General features: G+C 42.6%; 22 protein-coding genes and 4 pseudogenes. 8 read left to right on the top strand and 18 right to left on the bottom strand.

Going from position 1 to position 15,293, the window contains the following annotated elements; translation table 11 throughout:
* Positions 1–48: 48 nt before the first annotated feature.
* Complete coding sequence (locus tag KUH03_RS27095; RefSeq protein ID WP_257087587.1) at positions 49–873, top strand: SDR family NAD(P)-dependent oxidoreductase; 825 nt, start codon at positions 49–51, stop codon at positions 871–873.
* A gap of 140 nt (positions 874–1,013) precedes the next feature.
* On the opposite strand, the gene KUH03_RS27100 is transcribed toward KUH03_RS27095, so the two are convergent.
* The 3 genes and pseudogenes from KUH03_RS27100 to KUH03_RS27115 all read right to left on the bottom strand — a co-directional run bounded on the left by KUH03_RS27100 (position 1,014) and on the right by KUH03_RS27115 (position 2,298).
* Complete coding sequence (locus KUH03_RS27100) at positions 1,014–1,175, bottom strand: YceI family protein (RefSeq protein ID WP_257097364.1); 162 nt, start codon at positions 1,173–1,175, stop codon at positions 1,014–1,016.
* 29 nt (positions 1,176–1,204) lie between these two features.
* Positions 1,205–1,605: pseudogene (locus tag KUH03_RS49200) on the bottom strand (YceI family protein).
* Between the two features lie 165 nt (positions 1,606–1,770).
* Positions 1,771–2,298, bottom strand: a complete 528-nt coding sequence (locus KUH03_RS27115) for a Crp/Fnr family transcriptional regulator (protein WP_257087590.1) — start codon at positions 2,296–2,298, stop codon at positions 1,771–1,773.
* Positions 2,299–2,653: 355 nt separating this feature from the next.
* Here KUH03_RS27115 and KUH03_RS27120 point away from each other — a divergent pair, with 355 nt between their 5' ends.
* Positions 2,654–2,905: a hypothetical protein gene (locus KUH03_RS27120; protein ID WP_257087591.1), complete on the top strand. Its 252-nt coding sequence runs from the start codon at positions 2,654–2,656 to the stop codon at positions 2,903–2,905.
* Positions 2,906–2,957: 52 nt separating this feature from the next.
* Positions 2,958–3,191 carry a GNAT family N-acetyltransferase gene (locus KUH03_RS27125; protein WP_257087592.1) on the top strand — a complete coding sequence of 78 codons (234 nt, stop codon included), beginning with the start codon at positions 2,958–2,960 and terminating at the stop codon, positions 3,189–3,191.
* Between the two features lie 21 nt (positions 3,192–3,212).
* Here KUH03_RS27125 and KUH03_RS27130 read toward each other — a convergent pair whose 3' ends face one another.
* The 15 genes and pseudogenes from KUH03_RS27130 to KUH03_RS49210 form a co-directional block, all read right to left on the bottom strand.
* A complete protein-coding gene (locus tag KUH03_RS27130) occupies positions 3,213–3,611 on the bottom strand; it encodes a DUF1634 domain-containing protein (RefSeq protein WP_257087593.1) in 399 nt (132 codons plus the stop codon).
* A gap of 142 nt (positions 3,612–3,753) precedes the next feature.
* A pseudogene (locus KUH03_RS27135) lies at positions 3,754–4,586 on the bottom strand (sulfite exporter TauE/SafE family protein).
* 215 nt (positions 4,587–4,801) lie between these two features.
* Positions 4,802–5,563 (bottom strand): efflux RND transporter permease subunit, encoded by a 762-nt coding sequence (locus KUH03_RS46820; RefSeq protein WP_306429186.1) that lies wholly within the window; start codon positions 5,561–5,563, stop codon positions 4,802–4,804.
* Positions 5,563–6,861: an efflux RND transporter permease subunit gene (locus tag KUH03_RS46825; RefSeq protein WP_306429811.1), complete on the bottom strand. Its 1,299-nt coding sequence runs from the start codon at positions 6,859–6,861 to the stop codon at positions 5,563–5,565. The genes KUH03_RS46820 and KUH03_RS46825 overlap by 1 nt, the downstream gene beginning before the upstream one ends.
* Positions 6,770–7,207: an efflux RND transporter permease subunit gene (locus KUH03_RS46830; protein WP_306429187.1), complete on the bottom strand. Its 438-nt coding sequence runs from the start codon at positions 7,205–7,207 to the stop codon at positions 6,770–6,772. Before KUH03_RS46830 ends, KUH03_RS46825 begins: the two co-directional genes overlap by 92 nt.
* 40 nt (positions 7,208–7,247) lie before the next feature.
* Positions 7,248–7,907, bottom strand: a complete 660-nt coding sequence (locus KUH03_RS46835) for an efflux RND transporter permease subunit (protein WP_306429188.1) — start codon at positions 7,905–7,907, stop codon at positions 7,248–7,250.
* Positions 7,908–7,929: 22 nt separating this feature from the next.
* Positions 7,930–8,894, bottom strand: a pseudogene (locus tag KUH03_RS49205) (efflux RND transporter periplasmic adaptor subunit).
* The gene (locus KUH03_RS27155) at positions 8,858–9,583 is read right to left on the bottom strand and encodes a TolC family protein (RefSeq protein ID WP_257087595.1); all 726 of its coding nucleotides are present in this window, start codon (positions 9,581–9,583) and stop codon (positions 8,858–8,860) included. The pseudogene KUH03_RS49205 and the gene KUH03_RS27155 overlap by 37 nt, the downstream one beginning before the upstream one ends.
* Positions 9,580–9,735 (bottom strand): hypothetical protein, encoded by a 156-nt coding sequence (locus KUH03_RS27160; protein WP_257087596.1) that lies wholly within the window; start codon positions 9,733–9,735, stop codon positions 9,580–9,582. Before KUH03_RS27160 ends, KUH03_RS27155 begins: the two co-directional genes overlap by 4 nt.
* A gap of 228 nt (positions 9,736–9,963) precedes the next feature.
* The gene (locus tag KUH03_RS27165; RefSeq protein WP_257087597.1) at positions 9,964–10,362 is read right to left on the bottom strand and encodes a hypothetical protein; all 399 of its coding nucleotides are present in this window, start codon (positions 10,360–10,362) and stop codon (positions 9,964–9,966) included.
* Between the two features lie 102 nt (positions 10,363–10,464).
* Positions 10,465–10,992, bottom strand: a complete 528-nt coding sequence (locus tag KUH03_RS27170; RefSeq protein ID WP_257087598.1) for a sensor histidine kinase KdpD — start codon at positions 10,990–10,992, stop codon at positions 10,465–10,467.
* 100 nt (positions 10,993–11,092) lie between these two features.
* Positions 11,093–11,485 carry a HAMP domain-containing protein gene (locus tag KUH03_RS27175; protein WP_257087599.1) on the bottom strand — a complete coding sequence of 131 codons (393 nt, stop codon included), beginning with the start codon at positions 11,483–11,485 and terminating at the stop codon, positions 11,093–11,095.
* Between the two features lie 89 nt (positions 11,486–11,574).
* Entirely contained in the window at positions 11,575–11,856 is a 282-nt protein-coding gene (locus tag KUH03_RS27180; RefSeq protein WP_257087600.1) for a hypothetical protein, read from the bottom strand.
* Positions 11,853–12,227 carry a response regulator transcription factor gene (locus KUH03_RS27185; RefSeq protein WP_257087601.1) on the bottom strand — a complete coding sequence of 125 codons (375 nt, stop codon included), beginning with the start codon at positions 12,225–12,227 and terminating at the stop codon, positions 11,853–11,855. Before KUH03_RS27185 ends, KUH03_RS27180 begins: the two co-directional genes overlap by 4 nt.
* Before the next feature lie 11 nt (positions 12,228–12,238).
* Positions 12,239–12,430, bottom strand: coding sequence for a response regulator (locus KUH03_RS49210; protein ID WP_373564845.1), 192 nt, complete (start codon positions 12,428–12,430; stop codon positions 12,239–12,241).
* A 468-nt stretch (positions 12,431–12,898) separates the two neighbouring features.
* Between KUH03_RS49210 and KUH03_RS27190 the strand changes: the two are divergent.
* The 5 genes and pseudogenes from KUH03_RS27190 to KUH03_RS27210 all read left to right on the top strand — a co-directional run bounded on the left by KUH03_RS27190 (position 12,899) and on the right by KUH03_RS27210 (position 15,254).
* A pseudogene (locus KUH03_RS27190) lies at positions 12,899–13,338 on the top strand (alkaline phosphatase family protein).
* An 8-nt stretch (positions 13,339–13,346) separates the two neighbouring features.
* On the top strand, positions 13,347–13,721 hold the full coding sequence (locus KUH03_RS27195) for a hypothetical protein (RefSeq protein ID WP_257087602.1): 375 nt from the start codon (positions 13,347–13,349) through the stop codon (positions 13,719–13,721).
* Positions 13,697–14,563 carry an alkaline phosphatase family protein gene (locus KUH03_RS27200; RefSeq protein WP_257087603.1) on the top strand — a complete coding sequence of 289 codons (867 nt, stop codon included), beginning with the start codon at positions 13,697–13,699 and terminating at the stop codon, positions 14,561–14,563. Before KUH03_RS27195 ends, KUH03_RS27200 begins: the two co-directional genes overlap by 25 nt.
* Before the next feature lie 104 nt (positions 14,564–14,667).
* Entirely contained in the window at positions 14,668–14,982 is a 315-nt protein-coding gene (locus KUH03_RS27205) for a phospholipase domain-containing protein (protein WP_257087604.1), read from the top strand.
* The gene (locus tag KUH03_RS27210) at positions 14,958–15,254 is read left to right on the top strand and encodes a phospholipase domain-containing protein (RefSeq protein ID WP_257087605.1); all 297 of its coding nucleotides are present in this window, start codon (positions 14,958–14,960) and stop codon (positions 15,252–15,254) included. The genes KUH03_RS27205 and KUH03_RS27210 overlap by 25 nt, the downstream gene beginning before the upstream one ends.
* Positions 15,255–15,293 lie beyond the last annotated feature (39 nt).

The following is a 15,293-nucleotide window of genomic DNA, read 5'->3' on the forward strand; positions in this document are numbered from 1 at the left end:
CGGGCAAAAGATAATGATTAAATGACCGTCCCCAGTTCATCTATATTTTTGAATAATACACACAACAAATTAGCTGAAGCTAATAACATACGAAATAGTTATGGAAATCAATCTAATTGGAAAAAAGCCCTCATTGGCGCAAGTTCTGCCGGCATCGGTGCCGGGATTGCCAAAGTTTTGGCATCCTGTGGTGCCTCGGTTACCCTAGCATCACGTAGTGAGGAGAAATTGAAGCATACTTTGGAAAGCCTGGACAGCTCGAAAGGGCAGGCACACCAATATATTCTGGTCGATTACAATGACCATGAAGACTATAAAGTACAAATAGATCGTTATTTTGAATCAAACAAGGTGGATATCCTGGTCAATAACTCCAACGGACCACAAGCGGGAACGATTGATCAGAAAAATCTGGCGGACTATCAGCATGCCTTTGAACTTTTATTTCAAAATCACTGTTATACGACTTCTTGTGCCTTACCTTACATGTTGGCAAATGGTTACGGACGCATTATCAATGTATCGTCTTCCACTGTAAAAGAGCCCGTATCTAATCTGGTTTTATCAAATACCATCCGTACCGCCCTGATAAGCTGGAGCAAATCGCTTTCAGAAGATGTTGCAAAGGATGGCGTGACAGTCAATAGTATATTAACAGGGCTATTTGATACCGAAAGAATTCAGTCTTTGACCAATATGGATGCACAGCGCTTGGGTATATCCTATGAAGAAGCCTTGCAATTGCGGTTAAAACAGGTGCCGGCTGCTCGTTTGGGGAGCCTGAAGAATATGGCTACCTGGTCGCCTTTATCTGCTCGACCTACGCCAACTACCTCACTGGAGCCAATATTCCGCTGGATGGTGGTATGTTGAAAGGTTTGTAAAGTAAAAAAGAAATTCGCCCGAGAATGAGAACGGCGAGCTTATGACTGAGTAGTCGTAAACCCTAAAAAAAAAGTGGCTATCCTAAATCTTGGGTAGCCACTTTTTTAGGGTGATTTAAAGAACTTTGCTTAGTTTAAAACCAATTCAGTATTAACAATAATGTCCACATCAGAGGCCACTGCTTCTACACCTGAAGGTAATTTATCATTGTATTTGATCCCAAAATCCTGACGGTTAATTTTTGTTTTTGCTGTAAAGCCTGCACGTGTTTTTCCCCAAGGATCGGTAATAACACCACCGTTTTGAGTAACATCAAAAGTTACTTTTTAGTTACGTCGCGGATGGTCAGATCTGCTACCATAATATATTTACCTTTCACTTTCGCATTTTTGAAGGTGACGGATTTTAAAGTCATCTTTGGAAATTTGTCTGCAGCGAAGAAATCATCTGTTTTTAAGTGATTGTCACGTGCTTCAATACGCGTGTCAACACTATTGACATCAATGGAAAAGTTTACTTTTGCATTGTTGAAACTTGTAGCGGTTGCAGTTTCCACTGTTCCTCCACTTTGGTAAACTGACCATCGACAAAACTGATACCAAGGTGTTTTACATCAAATCTTGCATTGGTATGTCCCGGATCAGCAGACCATTTTACCTGCGCTACAGCAACATTAACCATTAACGCTGCCACTGCCAAAAATTGGAAAAATCTATTCATGTTGTTTTCTATTTGTTTATTTATCAAACGTTTAATTGTTCAAAATGTTTGTTTGAACAAGCTTCTGCAAAGTTGGGATAAACTTGAATAGAAAAAATTGATGTAGGTCAAGAATTTCGATTAGGCTTTAAAATTTGTCTTTTAAGCGGCTCAAAAACTCTTGTGTCACCCCAAGATAGGAGGCCAGTTGCATATTGAGATCCTGGGATATATTTTAGGATAGCGCTTGATAAAATCCAGATAGCGTTCCTGAGCCGTAAAACCTATGCTGGAGATAATACGGTGCTGGGATGCAATCTGTGCACGTTGGGCCATAATTCTGGAAAGTTTTTCATAAATCGGATGGTCTTCGTAGAGTTTGTCTTTATCCGTTTTTGATAAGGTGAGTACAACTGAATCTTCGAGTGCCTGAATATTTTGTAAAGCCGGTTCCTGATAGTTGAAACTGGCAATATCACCCACCCACCAGTCTTCTATGGCAAATTGAAGGATATGTTCTATTCCATCAGCCGTGACATAGAATGACTTAAATAGACCACTGACTACATAAGCTTCATAATGACAGACTTCACCGGCCCTTAAAAAGTATTCCTTCTTCTTTATTTTTCTGACATGATAACGCGATACAATATCATTTAATTCTTCTTCGCTGACATTGATCCGTTGTTTTACAAATTCCTTGAACTGTTCCATTAGGGTGTAAAATACGAAAATTTGCGCTTTATAAAGTACAATCAGCAGCTAGAATGATAGAATTTTATGAAACGTATGCCTCAGGCGAATTTTTGTTTTCAGTGGTGACACAATTGCAAAACGATGAAAATCAAAAAACCAGACATCTTTTATCCATTGTATCGTTCGTTGTTCTTTGTCGGTAAATTTATTATTGAGGGTAATAGTAAAGATATGTTGTCCTAATCTGTCAATTGGACATTTTGGTGTAATATTTGAATAACAGGAAACGTAATTCAACTTAGTTTCATCAATAATTGGTATCTTTTAATGAAATTTAAAATTTTGGTAGAAGTCCAACGTTAAACATGTTCTAATGAAGTTTGTAGCACCGAATAAACTTGAAAATGATAAGGTCGTATTAAAGTTGATTGACCCAAGTGATTTTGATACGCTTTATCAAGTAGCTAAAGATCCGTTGATATGGGAGCAGCATCCCAACAAAGACCGCTGGAAAGAGGAGGTTTTTCGGTCTTTTTTGATGCTGCATTGGAAAGCAAAGCAGCTTATCTTATTTTGGATAAAGCGACTGGGGAATGTATCGGAAGCACCCGGTATTATGGTCTGAATGAGGCCGAAAAATCTATTTTTGTTGGCTTTACCTTCTATGCAAGGGCTTATTGGGGGCGGGTATCAATCCTTTGGTCAAAGAAATGATGTTTGACTTTGCCTTTAATTTTGTGGATAAGATCTATTTACACGTAGGTGCTGAAAATTTCCGTTCACAAAAAGCTGTCGAACGTTTGGGGGCAAGCAAAGTCGCCGAAAAAATGGTGTCTTATGTCAACGAACCCGAACGGAAGAATTTTGAATATGCACTGGAGAAATCGACCTGGCTTAGAGCCAAGAGATAAGGGACTGATCTCTTTACAGGATTATCCCTTGACTCCGCTCAATATACTGCCGATAATCACAGCCAGCACAATCAATGTGATGACGATATAGAGCTTATCTTTTTCGATAACGAAACCAAAAGAGAGCCGACCACCCGTACAATCGGTGTACAGATCAAAGTAAAACCCCAGTTGTATGATCTGGGGAATATTTTTGTTGAATGCTCCTACGATAATACCGCTGATGGTCGTATTGGATTTGCCCTCACCGACGAAATCTTTATAGTTGGGTACCGTATCCTGTCCGTGGACGATCAAATACCAGATCCCACCGATCACTAACACGGAGGAGGCCAAGATAACACCTGTCCGTAAAATCTGTCCCACCAAAAGTGAGATGTCCTTATCGCTCCAATAGTTTTTTGAAAATACTTGTTTCATCTGCAAATAATTTTTTATTAAATGTCTATGGCCAAGGGCATAAACGAGCGTATTAATTTTTATGTAATTGAACTTACACTGTTCAAAACTGATATTCGACTGTGTGATACTGGTGAATATCAAATGTGTAAAGCTTATTCGCCTAAAATTTATGTTGAAATCCATTAAAAATCATTTCCAGTGCGACCAATGTGATGGCAACGGCAAAAATAATACGCAGGGTCTTGGGATTCATTCTTTTCAAAAGCTTTGAACCGGTAATGGCACCACAAAGTACACCCAGAATGACTGGAAAGGCAATCCCTGGATCCATATAGCCCCGTTGTAGATAGACCACCGCTGAGGCAGCTGCCGTCACACCGATCATAAAATTGCTCGTGGTCGTACTGACTTTAAAGGGGATTTTCATCATGCTATCCATGGCGAGTACTTTAAGAGAACCCGAACCGATACCCAGCAAACCAGATAGAATACCTGCGACACCCATCAATGAAAAACCACCGACCACATTGGTCAGTTTGTAGGGGACAAGTTTGCCATCCAATGGATAAGTACTGTTCAATTTTAGCTTTTCGGCTAAAGCTGAACCGCCGGAAAAGGCATGCTCATTTTTCTTGCGCACCGTCATTGCGGCTGAAAAGATCAGTACCACACCAAAGATAATGGCGATCGTATTGGTCGGCATATAAATTGCAATAACAGCACCGATGACAGCACCGATTGTGGTTGCAATTTCCAAAAACATGCCGAGCCGAATATTGGTAATCCCTTCTTTGACATAGGCTGTAGCAGCCCCGGAAGAGGTGGCAATGGAAGCCAGCAGTGCGGCCCCAATAGCATAACGAATATCAACATGAAATAGAAGGGTCAGCAATGGAATGACGACGACCCCTCCCCCAAGCCTGTCAGCGATCCTAAGAGTCCCGCAACAAAAGCACCCAAAAGGAGGATGAGTGTAAAGGTGAGAATAGTCATATATTTTGTTTATTGATCCAGCATGGAATAATACCAGCTGAACGATAATTTGTTGTAAACTTAAGGGCTTTTTGTTGTTTTTGAAACTTTATGCCCTGAATAGATACAAATGTTACACCAACATGTATCTCGAAAGAAATACTGCCTTACACCTCACGGCGTAGGCAGTACCGATGACCATGAATGGTCTAAGTATATAGTATATAAAATGGACTTTATTGATCTGCGACTCTCCGTTGTACTTTTTCAGTCCGGTTGAAGATGTCATAGATAATCGGGAACACGAGCAAAGTCAAGATGGTGGCGGATATCAGTCCACCGATAATGACGATCGCGAGCGGTTTTTGCGATTCCGAACCTATACCTGTAGAGAGTGCGGCTGGCAACAATCCAATTGAAGCCATTAATGCCGTCATGACCACAGGCCGGGTACGTGATTTGACCCCTTTGTAAATAGACTGATCGTTGGGCAGGCCATCTTTTTTGTTCTGATGGAATTCGGAAATCAGGATAACACCATTTTGGATACATATCCCAAATAAGGCAATCATGCCCACACCCGCGGAGATTCCGAAATTCATGCCAGTCACATGCAGTGCAATAATTCCGCCGATCAATGCAAAAGGGACGTTGGCTAAAACGAGCAAAGAGTCTTTGATATTGCCGAATAAGATAAACAATAAGAAGAAGATCAACACCAAGCTGATTGGCACGACCTGCGCCAGGCGATGTGTCGCCCGTTGCTGATTCTCAAACTGACCGGTCCAGCCAATGGAATAACCATCGGGCAATTTGATCTTGCTGACTTTCTGCTGTGCTTCGGCAATGGTACTCCCTAGGTCACGATCACGGATGGAAAATTTGATACCAATATAGCGTTTGATATTATCCCGATAAATAAAGGCAGCGCCATTGTCCTTTTCTATTGTTGCGATACTTTTTAGAGGGATCAAGGTGCCATCACCACAGGGAACCATCAGCTGCGCAATATCTTTTCTGTCTTCCGGTATTCTGGCGCATAACGCAGACGTATGTTAAACTTGCGCTCCCCATCGTATAATACGGAAGCTGTCTTTCCGCCGAAAGCCATTTCCAATACCGCCTGGGCATCAGCCGGTAACACATTAAATGCCGCCATGCGTGTTCTGTCCAGGATAACACTGACCTCCGGCTGACCGATATTCAGGATAATACCGGGCTCCTTGATCCCCTGTATATCCTTGATCTGTGCAAAGACCTCTTTCGATAGGCGGTCCAGCGTAGCGAGGTTGTCACCAAAGATCTTAATCCCGTTCTCGGCCTTAAATCCCGCGACAGCTTCCGCGACATTGTCAGAAATGGGCTGAGAATAGTTGTAGGTGATCCCCTGATACTGCTTGAGCTTATGATCCATCTCTTCGATCAGCTGATCCATGTTAATCTTTCGTGTCCATTCCTCCTTAGGTTTCAGTGCTACAGCAAATTGCACAAAACCGAAACCATTTGGATCTGTTCCGTCGTTGCTCCGTCCGGTTTGCGATAATACACCAGTCACCTCCGGAAAGGATTCCAATGTCGTTTTTAATACTTTGGTTGTTTTGATGGATTCCTTTAAGGAAGTACTCATCGGCATTTCGGCGGTTACCCAAAGTGAACCCTCATTTAATGTAGGTAGGAACTCAGTTCCTAGAAATTTAGCGGAAAATAATACCGCGCCCAGTATGACCAGTGATACAATTAAACTGAGACGTTTATTTCTAAAGGTAAATCCAAAACTTTTGGCTACGATTCTGTTCCAAAACTCCACAAAGGGATTATGCCGTTCTTTGACATTTTTGTTTAACAGAATATGGGATAGTGCCGGTACCAGGGTCAGTGTAAATAACAATGCACCCAATAGCGCAAAACCGAGGGTAAAAGCCAGCGGCGAGAACATTTTTCCTTCCACCTTTTGGAAGGAAAATATAGGGATCAATGAGGTGATGATAATCAGTTTGGAGAAGAAAATGGCTTTCCCCAATCCGGTACCGGTCTGTTTGATCCATCCTGCCTTAGCCATTTTGTTGAATTTTTCCATCCCCAGTTTATGGGCCTTATGATCCAGCATGACAAATATACCCTCGACCATGACTACAGCACCATCGATAATAATTCCGAAATCCACCGCACCCAAAGAGAGCAGATTGGCGCTCATACCTGCCAGTTTAAGACATAGAAATGCGAATAACAGAGCAAGGGGAATGACGATGGAAACGATTACTGTCGTGCGCCAGTCGGCCATGAAAAGCAATACCATCAGGGTGACCAGTACAATACCCTCGATCAAATTGTGCATGACCGTGGGTCGTGAAATCCATCAGGTTGTCGCGGTCATAGAAGGTTTGCATTTTGACATCCTTGGGCAATATCTTGTCGTTGAGTTCCGCAATTTTTGCTTTTACGGCAGTCAGTACCTCCCTGGGGTTTTCTCCTTTACGCATCACCACCGTACCGGCAACAACATCATCGCTTTTGCCAAAACCGGCTTGCCCTACCCGGGGCATGGAACTTTCTTTGACCTCCGCTACATTTTTGACGAATACAGGGTTTCCACGTTCGTTGATCACCGTAATGTTTTCGATATCATTGATGGAGTTGACCAAACCGATACCACGGACGACATAGGACTGTCCACTTTTTCGATCACATCGCCCCCAACATTGAGGTTACTTTTGCTGACGGCATCGTAAACCTGTAAGGGGTAAGATTGTATTTGTCCAATTTGATGGGATCGGTACTGATCTCATAAACGAGATCCTGCCCACCGAACACATTAATGTCAGCAACGCCCGGAACACCTCTCAATGCCCGGTCAATAACCCAGGTCTGTAAGGTCAATAGATCCCTGGAATTTCGTTGGTCGCTATGTAGGGTATACCTGAATATTTCTCCTGTCGGACCGTATGGCGGTTGCACCTCAGGGTCTATATCCTCGGGGAGACTGACCGAACGCAGCAAGTTGTTGACCTGATTGCGCGCAAAAGTATCATCCACTCCATCATCAAAGATAATTTTAACAATGGAAAGCCCAAACATGGTCGTACTGCGGATACTGGTTTTCTTCTGAACAGGACTCATGCCCAGTTCAATAGGAGTGGTCACAAAGCGTTCTACCTCTTCGGCACTACGGCCGTTCCATTGGGTGATGATGGTAATCTGTGTATTGGTGACATCTGGAAATGCCTCAATAGGCATACTTTTGAAACTTATAAAGCCAGCAATAGCCAAAATACCAACCCAAATAAAGGTGAACGCTTTATTTTTTATGGAAAAGGCAATGATATTTTTAATGAATTTGTTCATTCTCGTAAAAAGCTAACACGGGTTAATTATTCAATGCTCTATAGATCAAAAGCTTGTTGTTGACAATTACTTGCTCTCCCTCCTGCAACCCGGCACTGACGTAGGTGGTTTCTACATTCTGTTTCATGGGTTGGATCTCCTGGATCTTGATGTCGTTTTGTGATTTGTAGATTAACACAAAATACTTGTTCTGATCAAAAATGACCGCATCTGAAGGGATGGCCAGCGCCTGAGTATTGGAGTGATGAAGCAGCTTGATCGTGGCTTTACTATCCGGAATAAGAAGGCCATCTTTGTTGTCCAAAACAACGCGTGCCTGCATGGCATTGGTTTGTGGATCAATGATTTTAAAGATTTTGTCGATACTGCCCTCGAATTTTTTGTCGGGATAGCTCAATGTAGAGACAACGGCGGGCATGCCCATGCTGATCTTTTCGATATCCGTTTCATTGACATTGAGTATCGCCCAGACGTCTTTGGTGTTGGCAACATCAAAGATGTTGTCGCTGCGGTCACTACGCAATTGCATATCTTTATTGATGTTTTTTGAACGATATACCCATCAATAGGAGATACCACGGAGTAAATATTGCCCGTACGAACATTGTAAATCTGACTGACGGCCTCTGAACGGCGCAGCTGCTCCTTGGCTTTGGTCAATTGCCCTTTAGCCTCAAGCATATCTTTATCGGTACTCAATTTACCGTTATACATATCCTCTGCGACACGGTAATTCTTTTCGGCAAGCAGCACATCCGTTTTCGCATCGGATAGATCTTTTTGTATACCCGCAACCTCTGTACTTCTGATCGTTGCGAGTACCTGACCTTTATGCACATAATCACCCAAGGATACATTGACGGATACAACATTTCCACCAACGAGTGGAAAGATGTCAATGTAATTGTTCTGATCGGCCGATATCTTACCGAAGAAATTTAGCTCCTCCGTTACATTTTCTTTTTTACAGTCGCAAAACTTGTCGATTTGAGCATCGTTTCGCTGATTTCAAAACCTTTGACAATCGCTGAATTGTCGGTTTCTTTATGATTCTGGCAGGCGTATAAGAATACGATGGCCACAGTGCTTAGGAGAAGTTGTTTAATTGACATGGCTTGAATTGAATATAGGGGTTTGCGCCAAGTAGTTAAGCTGCTCGGCATTGAGGATAATTTCTTTTTCATATCATAAAGTTTGAGGATGGATATCCGATAACTATCCATAAAATCGGTGAACTCAACAAGGGAGATATTTCCTTTTCTGAAATTGCTGAACACACCATCGTAGACAACAGCAATATTGTGCAGGTCGTCAGCCGTAATAGTGAAATATTGATTGTATTGATTTTCCCAAGACTGATAGTTGGAACGGATCTGCGATTCCAATAGCTGTCGTTGTACTTCGATATTCTTTTTGGCTTCTTCTTCGGCATATTTGGCCTTGATGATATTTCCCTTATTTTGTTTCCATAGTGGAAGTGGAATCGCTGCTTTGAGATTCAGTTCATTGTGAAATGTTCCTCCGTTTTGGCTGTATTCTAATCCGAGATTGATATCGGGTGTATTCAATGATTTTTGCCATTTGGTAAAAAGCTGTGAGCTTTCGGCAGTTTTTAACGCAAATTGATAGTCGGCATTATTTTCAAGTGCGAGGTCGAACATCTTGTCCAAGCTCATTGTGGGCCTGACTGCCAGTTCCCGATCTGCCTCCGTATCCGATAGATTGGGAGTACATCTTCCTGATTGGAGAGCAGCACCCTTAATTGTTGTTGCATACCGATAATGGTATTGGTGGCACTCGTTTTTTCATTGGTGAGATCGATAGCCATGGTTTGCAGACGAACTTGGTCCCGAAGTGAAACGTTTCCCTTTTGCCCTCTTCCTTATAGGCGGTCAATAGGCTGTTGAGGTAATCCAATTGCACATTGATGTCTGCCAGTTTATGCTGCTCGAAATAAAGAGAATAGAATGTTGTCCTTAGTTGTGCGCGTAGACTGGCCAACAACTGGCTGAATTGCAGTTTTGAAAGCTCAACATTTGATTTGGCAAACTCAACCTCATTTTTCTTTTTCCACCCAGATAAAGCAATTGGGATACGCTGGCATCTTTTGATCCTCCCACATGGAATGCCTTTTTATTTTGTGGGTCATAAGCATTGACAGCGACTTCCATTGCGGAAGCTCCCAGATTTTGGCCTGAATGACATCCGCTTCGGCTTGACTGATATCATATTGTTGCGCCAATAGGGAGAGGTTGTTTTTTCGGAAGGCTTCTTCGCATTCAGGAAGCGTCATTTTTCTGGCAGAAGACTGCTGTATTGTTTTGCCAGTTGTATTTTCAGAACGAGCAGTTATATTTTTCGAATGCATAGCATCGAAGGTAATTGTGGGGTTCTGTTGTGCAAATGCAACGGAATTTAAATACAGCAAAAATAGCAAGGATTTCTTTGTCATCATGATCGAATCTTATGCAACAAAGAACGCGGGCGCAGATTAAAAGCCCCTTAATAAATACTTAAAAAAGCTTAAAATTTGATCATTCTTTACCTCAGCTGCCTATTAGAGAGGTAGGGGATCGCTGTTTTCGATGGTCGACTTGGGGAATCTAAGTGTAAATGTATGGGCCGAATGCTGTGTATTGGCTTTGTATTCGACGCTGGCCTGATGTGAATCCATAATGCGTTTGACGATCCGCAGCCCTAAACCCGATCCGGTGGTTTCTGAGGCATTCTCGCCGCGACTGAACGCATCGAAAATACGCTTTTGATCAGTAGTGCTGAGCGCAGCTCCATGATTGGTTACCCGTACTTTCAGCTGTGTCGGAGATTCATGGATAACAACGCTTACTTCAGGGTGATAAGAGTACAGCGCAGCATTTTTGAATAGATTGACAAAGGCGATTTCAATCAACTGCGCCGAACAAACGAGGGTCAATTTAGGATCTGGAATGCCTTTAATAGAAAAATCAAGCTGCAGATCAGAGAAGGCTTTTGTGACCTTTTCATATGCCGTGAAAATGATTTCGTCAATCCGTTCTTCCTGATAAGTGGTTTGGAGTGTTGCCGAATCAAATTTTGAAAGGAGCATTAGCGAGTTTGTGACTTCGGAAAGATGCTGTGTTTCTTTTGCGATATTGTCAAGTACATGACTGACATTTTCATCAAGCTGTTGTTGATGCCGGAGGTTCTCAATTGGAATGACATTCTGGCCAGTGGTGTGCGCAGCTCATGGGAAGCACTCGCGTTAAATTCTTTTGGGATTCAAAAGCACTGGACAGCCGTTTCAGCATGGTATTGAATGCTTGGGTTAATACCGCGATCTCATCCGTATTTCCGGTATATTTAACTGGGTTGGTCAACTTACTGGCATTGATTTGTGTAATGTCCTTTTTGAGTCTGTCCAAAGGATGTAATAAGCGGAGAATAAGATTGTAGCTAAAGATCCAGATTAGCAAGGTGCTCAGTAAGAATAGGATAGTTAATACGATCGCCAGGTGATCTAATTTCTCATTGCCAGAATAATCCTGGGCTTTGACCAAAAGGTAGTAAGTCTGTTTGTTGATTAGATAATATTTGCCCAATATTTCATATTGGTCCTGTTTGTAGAAGATTCGTTTTTCATTGTCCAGACGGTTGATAATCGCCTGATTCCAGGTAATTGTTTTGTCTTTTACCGTGCTGAAAATAAGTTTTTATGCTTGTCCAGAATAATGACATCCTCATAAAAGAGCCCATCTTCAATATCTTGAAAATAAGTTTTATAAGATTCGCGGTCAAAAGAAGGCGTATTGGCAATATAATGTGAAATATAATCCAGTTTATCAACTAGACGCTGACGAAATTGATCATTTCTGAAATCAACGCTGGCATAATAGATGATGAGCATCGCGATTCCGAATAGGATGGAGAACGCAATACTAAAACTGATCGCTATTTTCTTTTTTAAAGTCATTTATCCGCAGCGAGGTAATAGCCAAATCCAGGTCTGGTGTGGATAAGCTTATTTTCAAAATTCTTATCAATTTTTTTACGTAAAAAATTGATGTAGACTTCGATGGTATTTTGTGTTGTCTGAAATTGATTTTGCCATACTTCTTCGGAAATATGTTGTTTGGATAAGGTGCGTCCATTGGCCTGTGCCAATAGCAACAGCAACTGAAATTCCTTCTGTGTCAGGTTGATTTCTTCATTTGACCGCAGCACCCTGGCCTCTTCAGGATAAATGATCAGATCATCGATGACCAACGTTTTGGCGCTATTGCTTTCGTTGTGTTGCTGCCGGCGAAGAAGTGAATTGATGCGCATCAACAATTCATCCAGCACAAAAGGCTTGACTAAATAATCATCTGCGGCACGGAGAAATGCTTCCTTTTGTCGTCGATATCATCATAGGCGGAGAGAATGATAATCGGGGTCAGTGCATCATGACTGCGTATTTTCTTGCAGATTTCTAGACCGTTTATCTTGGGAACATTGATGTCCAGCAGGTAAAAGCCGTATTTTTTTGATGCGTCTGCGCCAAAAATTCAATGCCATCAAAGGCCTGGTCGCAAGAGAAACCCTGACTTAGTAAAAGGATTTAATTTCAGTAGAAAGAACCCTGTCATCTTCGAGTAGCAAAATGTCCACCATAAATGTATGCATTGTCGTTTTGTAAAAGTAAGCAAATTTTGCAAACCCTATCCATCGCATCCATTTACGATATTCTTCTCTTGACAAATTCTCCACCCTTTTGACATATTCTTCTCCTGTAAATAATTTAGTAACACAAGATTTACACGAAGAAATATGAAACAAAAAGAAATCTAAGTAGATTCAAATCGAAATTATAGATAAACATTATGGAAAGCAGAAGAGAATTTCTTCGAAAGACCTTGTTATTTTCCGGAGCTGCTGGTATCGCTAGTTTTATGCCGGCCTCCATTCAGAAAGCCTTTGCGATAGATCCGGTGCCGGGAAGTAGTTTTCTGGATGCGGAACATATTGTGATCCTGATGCAGGAAAACCGTTCCTTTGATCATACGTTGGGGAGTCTCTCCGGCGTACGGGGTTTCAATGATCCACGTGCAGTACGGTTACCCAACGACCTCCCGGTATGGTATCAGACAGATAAGGCTGGGAAAATATTTGCTCCTTTTCGGCTAAATCTCAAAGAGAGCAAGGTGACTTGGATGGGCTCGCTTCCCCATAGCAGGGCGAGTCAGGTGGACGCCTATAACCAGGGAAATACGACCAATGGTTGACTGCGAAGCAATCGGGTAACAAGCAATATGCAGCAATGCCGTTGACGTTGGGTTATTTCACACGTGAAGATTTGCCTTTCCACTATGCGCTGGCGGATGCTTTTACCGTATGTGATCAGAATTTCTGTTCAGGCATGACCAGTACAACCCCAATCGTTCTTTCTTTTGGACAGGTAAGATCACCGAAATAAAAGATGGATTGCAGAAGGTCAATATTCGTAATGATGATTTCGGCTATGGCAAAATGACCTGGGAGACCTTTCCGGAGTTGTTGGAAAAGAACAATATAGATTGGCGTTTTTATCAAAATGAAACAAGCTGTGGTGGCGGACTATCGGGTGAAGAGCGGGCCTGGTTGTCCAATTTTGGCTGTAATCTATTGGAATTTTTCAGGCCTATCAGGTCAAATTCAAAGATACTTATGTCAGCAACCTTGCAACACAGGTACGTGATCTGCCAGGGCAAATCTCTAAGCTCGAAGAGCGGTCGCCGGAATCCGAAGAGCAGACCGAAAAAATCCGTGTTGATATCCGTAAGAAAAGTGAAGCGTTGGAGCGGGCCGAAGCCGAACTGAAAGAGTTCAATGGCGACAATTATAATAAGCTGTCTGATCTTACGAAATCTTTACATCAAAGAGCCTTTACGATCAATAAAGGGGATAATAATTACCGTAATCTGGAGACATTGCAGTTTAAGGAACAGGGTAAAAAGCGGACTTTGGAAGTGCCCAAAGGGGATGTGCTGGATCAGTTCCGAAAAGATGTCGACGGCGGTAAATTACCTGCGGTATCCTGGCTGGCTGGTCCCAAAAATTTCTCGGATCATCCCAGTGCTCCTTGGTATGGTGCCTGGTACGTGTCGGAAGTATTGGATATCCTGACCAAAAATCCGGAGGTCTGGAAAAAGACTATTTTTATCATCACTTACGATGAGAATGATGGCTATTACGACCATGTGAAACCTTTCCTCATACCGGATCTAAAGAGGAAAGATACAGGAGCCTGTTCGACGGGAATTGATAGCGAAGTGGAAATGGTACGTTTGGACAATGAGCTCAAACAGGGTATTCCAAAAAAACAGGCCCGTGAGGGAGCGGTTGGGTTGGGATTCCGTGTGCCGATGTATATCGCATCGCCTTGGTCACGGGGAGGAAAAGTCTGCTCTCAAGTGTTTGACCATACCTCGACTTTACAGTTCTTGGAATACTTCTTTAACCATAAATACAACAAAAATATTCATCTGGATCATATCAGCGCCTGGCGGCGGACGATCTGTGGTAATCTGACAGCAGCTTTCACCCCTTTGTCCAAACGCAAGAGCAGCTCCCTTTTCTACAACGAAACCAGTATATCGAAACCATATACAACGCCCAGTTCAAGGATAATCCGGGCGGGTTTATTGAAATTACGGACCTGAATCAGGCTAAACAACAGGTTTGGACTTCGAAATTCAATCGCGTACAGGAAAAAGGAACCCGTAAATCAGCGGCCTTACCCTATGGACATGATGCTGTTGGTTATGTGCAGAACGGTCAATTTAACCTGAAGATGCAGGTGGATAAAACCATATTTGGTGAAAAAACGACTGGAGTGCCTTTCAACGTCTATAGTCCACTTGCCTATACAGACGAAGAGGGCCAAATCGAAACCTATCGAAACTGGAATTTTGCGGTCAGGGCCGGAGATAGCCTCGACTATCAATGGGATCTGCGGAAATTTGAAGGACAGCAATATGCCTTTGAGCTACATGGACCAAATGGTTTTTACCGAAAGTTTGCCGGACAAAAGAGGCGCCAACATTGTCGGCTGCGGTGTCTCCAGAACTTAAATCACTGACCAAAGCACCGACAGGCAAACTGCAACTAACACTCAAAAATCTGGATGCAAAGCCTGTTCAGGTGGAGGTGAAAAGTTTGAATTATCAGCATTATACAGCGACAAAGGAAATCGGAGCCGGTAAAGAACTTATCCTGACCTTGGATATTGCCGCACAGGGCAATTGGTACGATCTTGCCATCAAGGGGCTGGGCAATGCTGGTTTTGAACTACAGCTTGCGGGACGATTGGAAACTGGAGTGGAAACCACGACTGATCCCTTATTGGCCTAGTGTTTTACACGCAAAGCTGTTTTCATGAGCAGTCCCGCC

Origin of the sequence: Sphingobacterium sp. E70 (assembly GCF_019285695.1) — a bacterium.
GTDB lineage: Bacteria > Bacteroidota > Bacteroidia > Sphingobacteriales > Sphingobacteriaceae > Sphingobacterium > Sphingobacterium detergens.

Bases quoted from the DNA above. Each gene is read 5' to 3' on its own strand.
- KUH03_RS46835 (WP_306429188.1), bottom strand. From the start codon at position 7,907: ATGAACAAATTCATTAAAAATATCATTGCCTTTTCCATAAAAAATAAA.
- KUH03_RS27170 (WP_257087598.1), bottom strand. From the start codon at position 10,992: ATGCTCCTTTCAAAATTTGATTCGGCAACACTCCAAACCACTTATCAG.
- KUH03_RS27115 (WP_257087590.1), bottom strand. From the start codon at position 2,298: ATGGAACAGTTCAAGGAATTTGTAAAACAACGGATCAATGTCAGCGAA.
- KUH03_RS46825 (WP_306429811.1), bottom strand. From the start codon at position 6,861: ATGGTATTGCTTTTCATGGCCGACTGGCGCACGACAGTAATCGTTTCC.
- KUH03_RS27180 (WP_257087600.1), bottom strand. From the start codon at position 11,856: ATGACTTTAAAAAAGAAAATAGCGATCAGTTTTAGTATTGCGTTCTCC.
- KUH03_RS27155 (WP_257087595.1), bottom strand. From the start codon at position 9,583: ATGAGCTTGGACAAGATGTTCGACCTCGCACTTGAAAATAATGCCGAC.
- KUH03_RS27120 (WP_257087591.1), top strand. From the start codon at position 2,654: ATGAAGTTTGTAGCACCGAATAAACTTGAAAATGATAAGGTCGTATTA.
- KUH03_RS27165 (WP_257087597.1), bottom strand. From the start codon at position 10,362: ATGATGACAAAGAAATCCTTGCTATTTTTGCTGTATTTAAATTCCGTT.
- KUH03_RS27160 (WP_257087596.1), bottom strand. From the start codon at position 9,735: ATGGCTATCGATCTCACCAATGAAAAAACGAGTGCCACCAATACCATT.
- KUH03_RS27130 (WP_257087593.1), bottom strand. From the start codon at position 3,611: ATGAAACAAGTATTTTCAAAAAACTATTGGAGCGATAAGGACATCTCA.
- KUH03_RS46820 (WP_306429186.1), bottom strand. From the start codon at position 5,563: ATGGTTCCCTGTGGTGATGGCACCTTGATCCCTCTAAAAAGTATCGCA.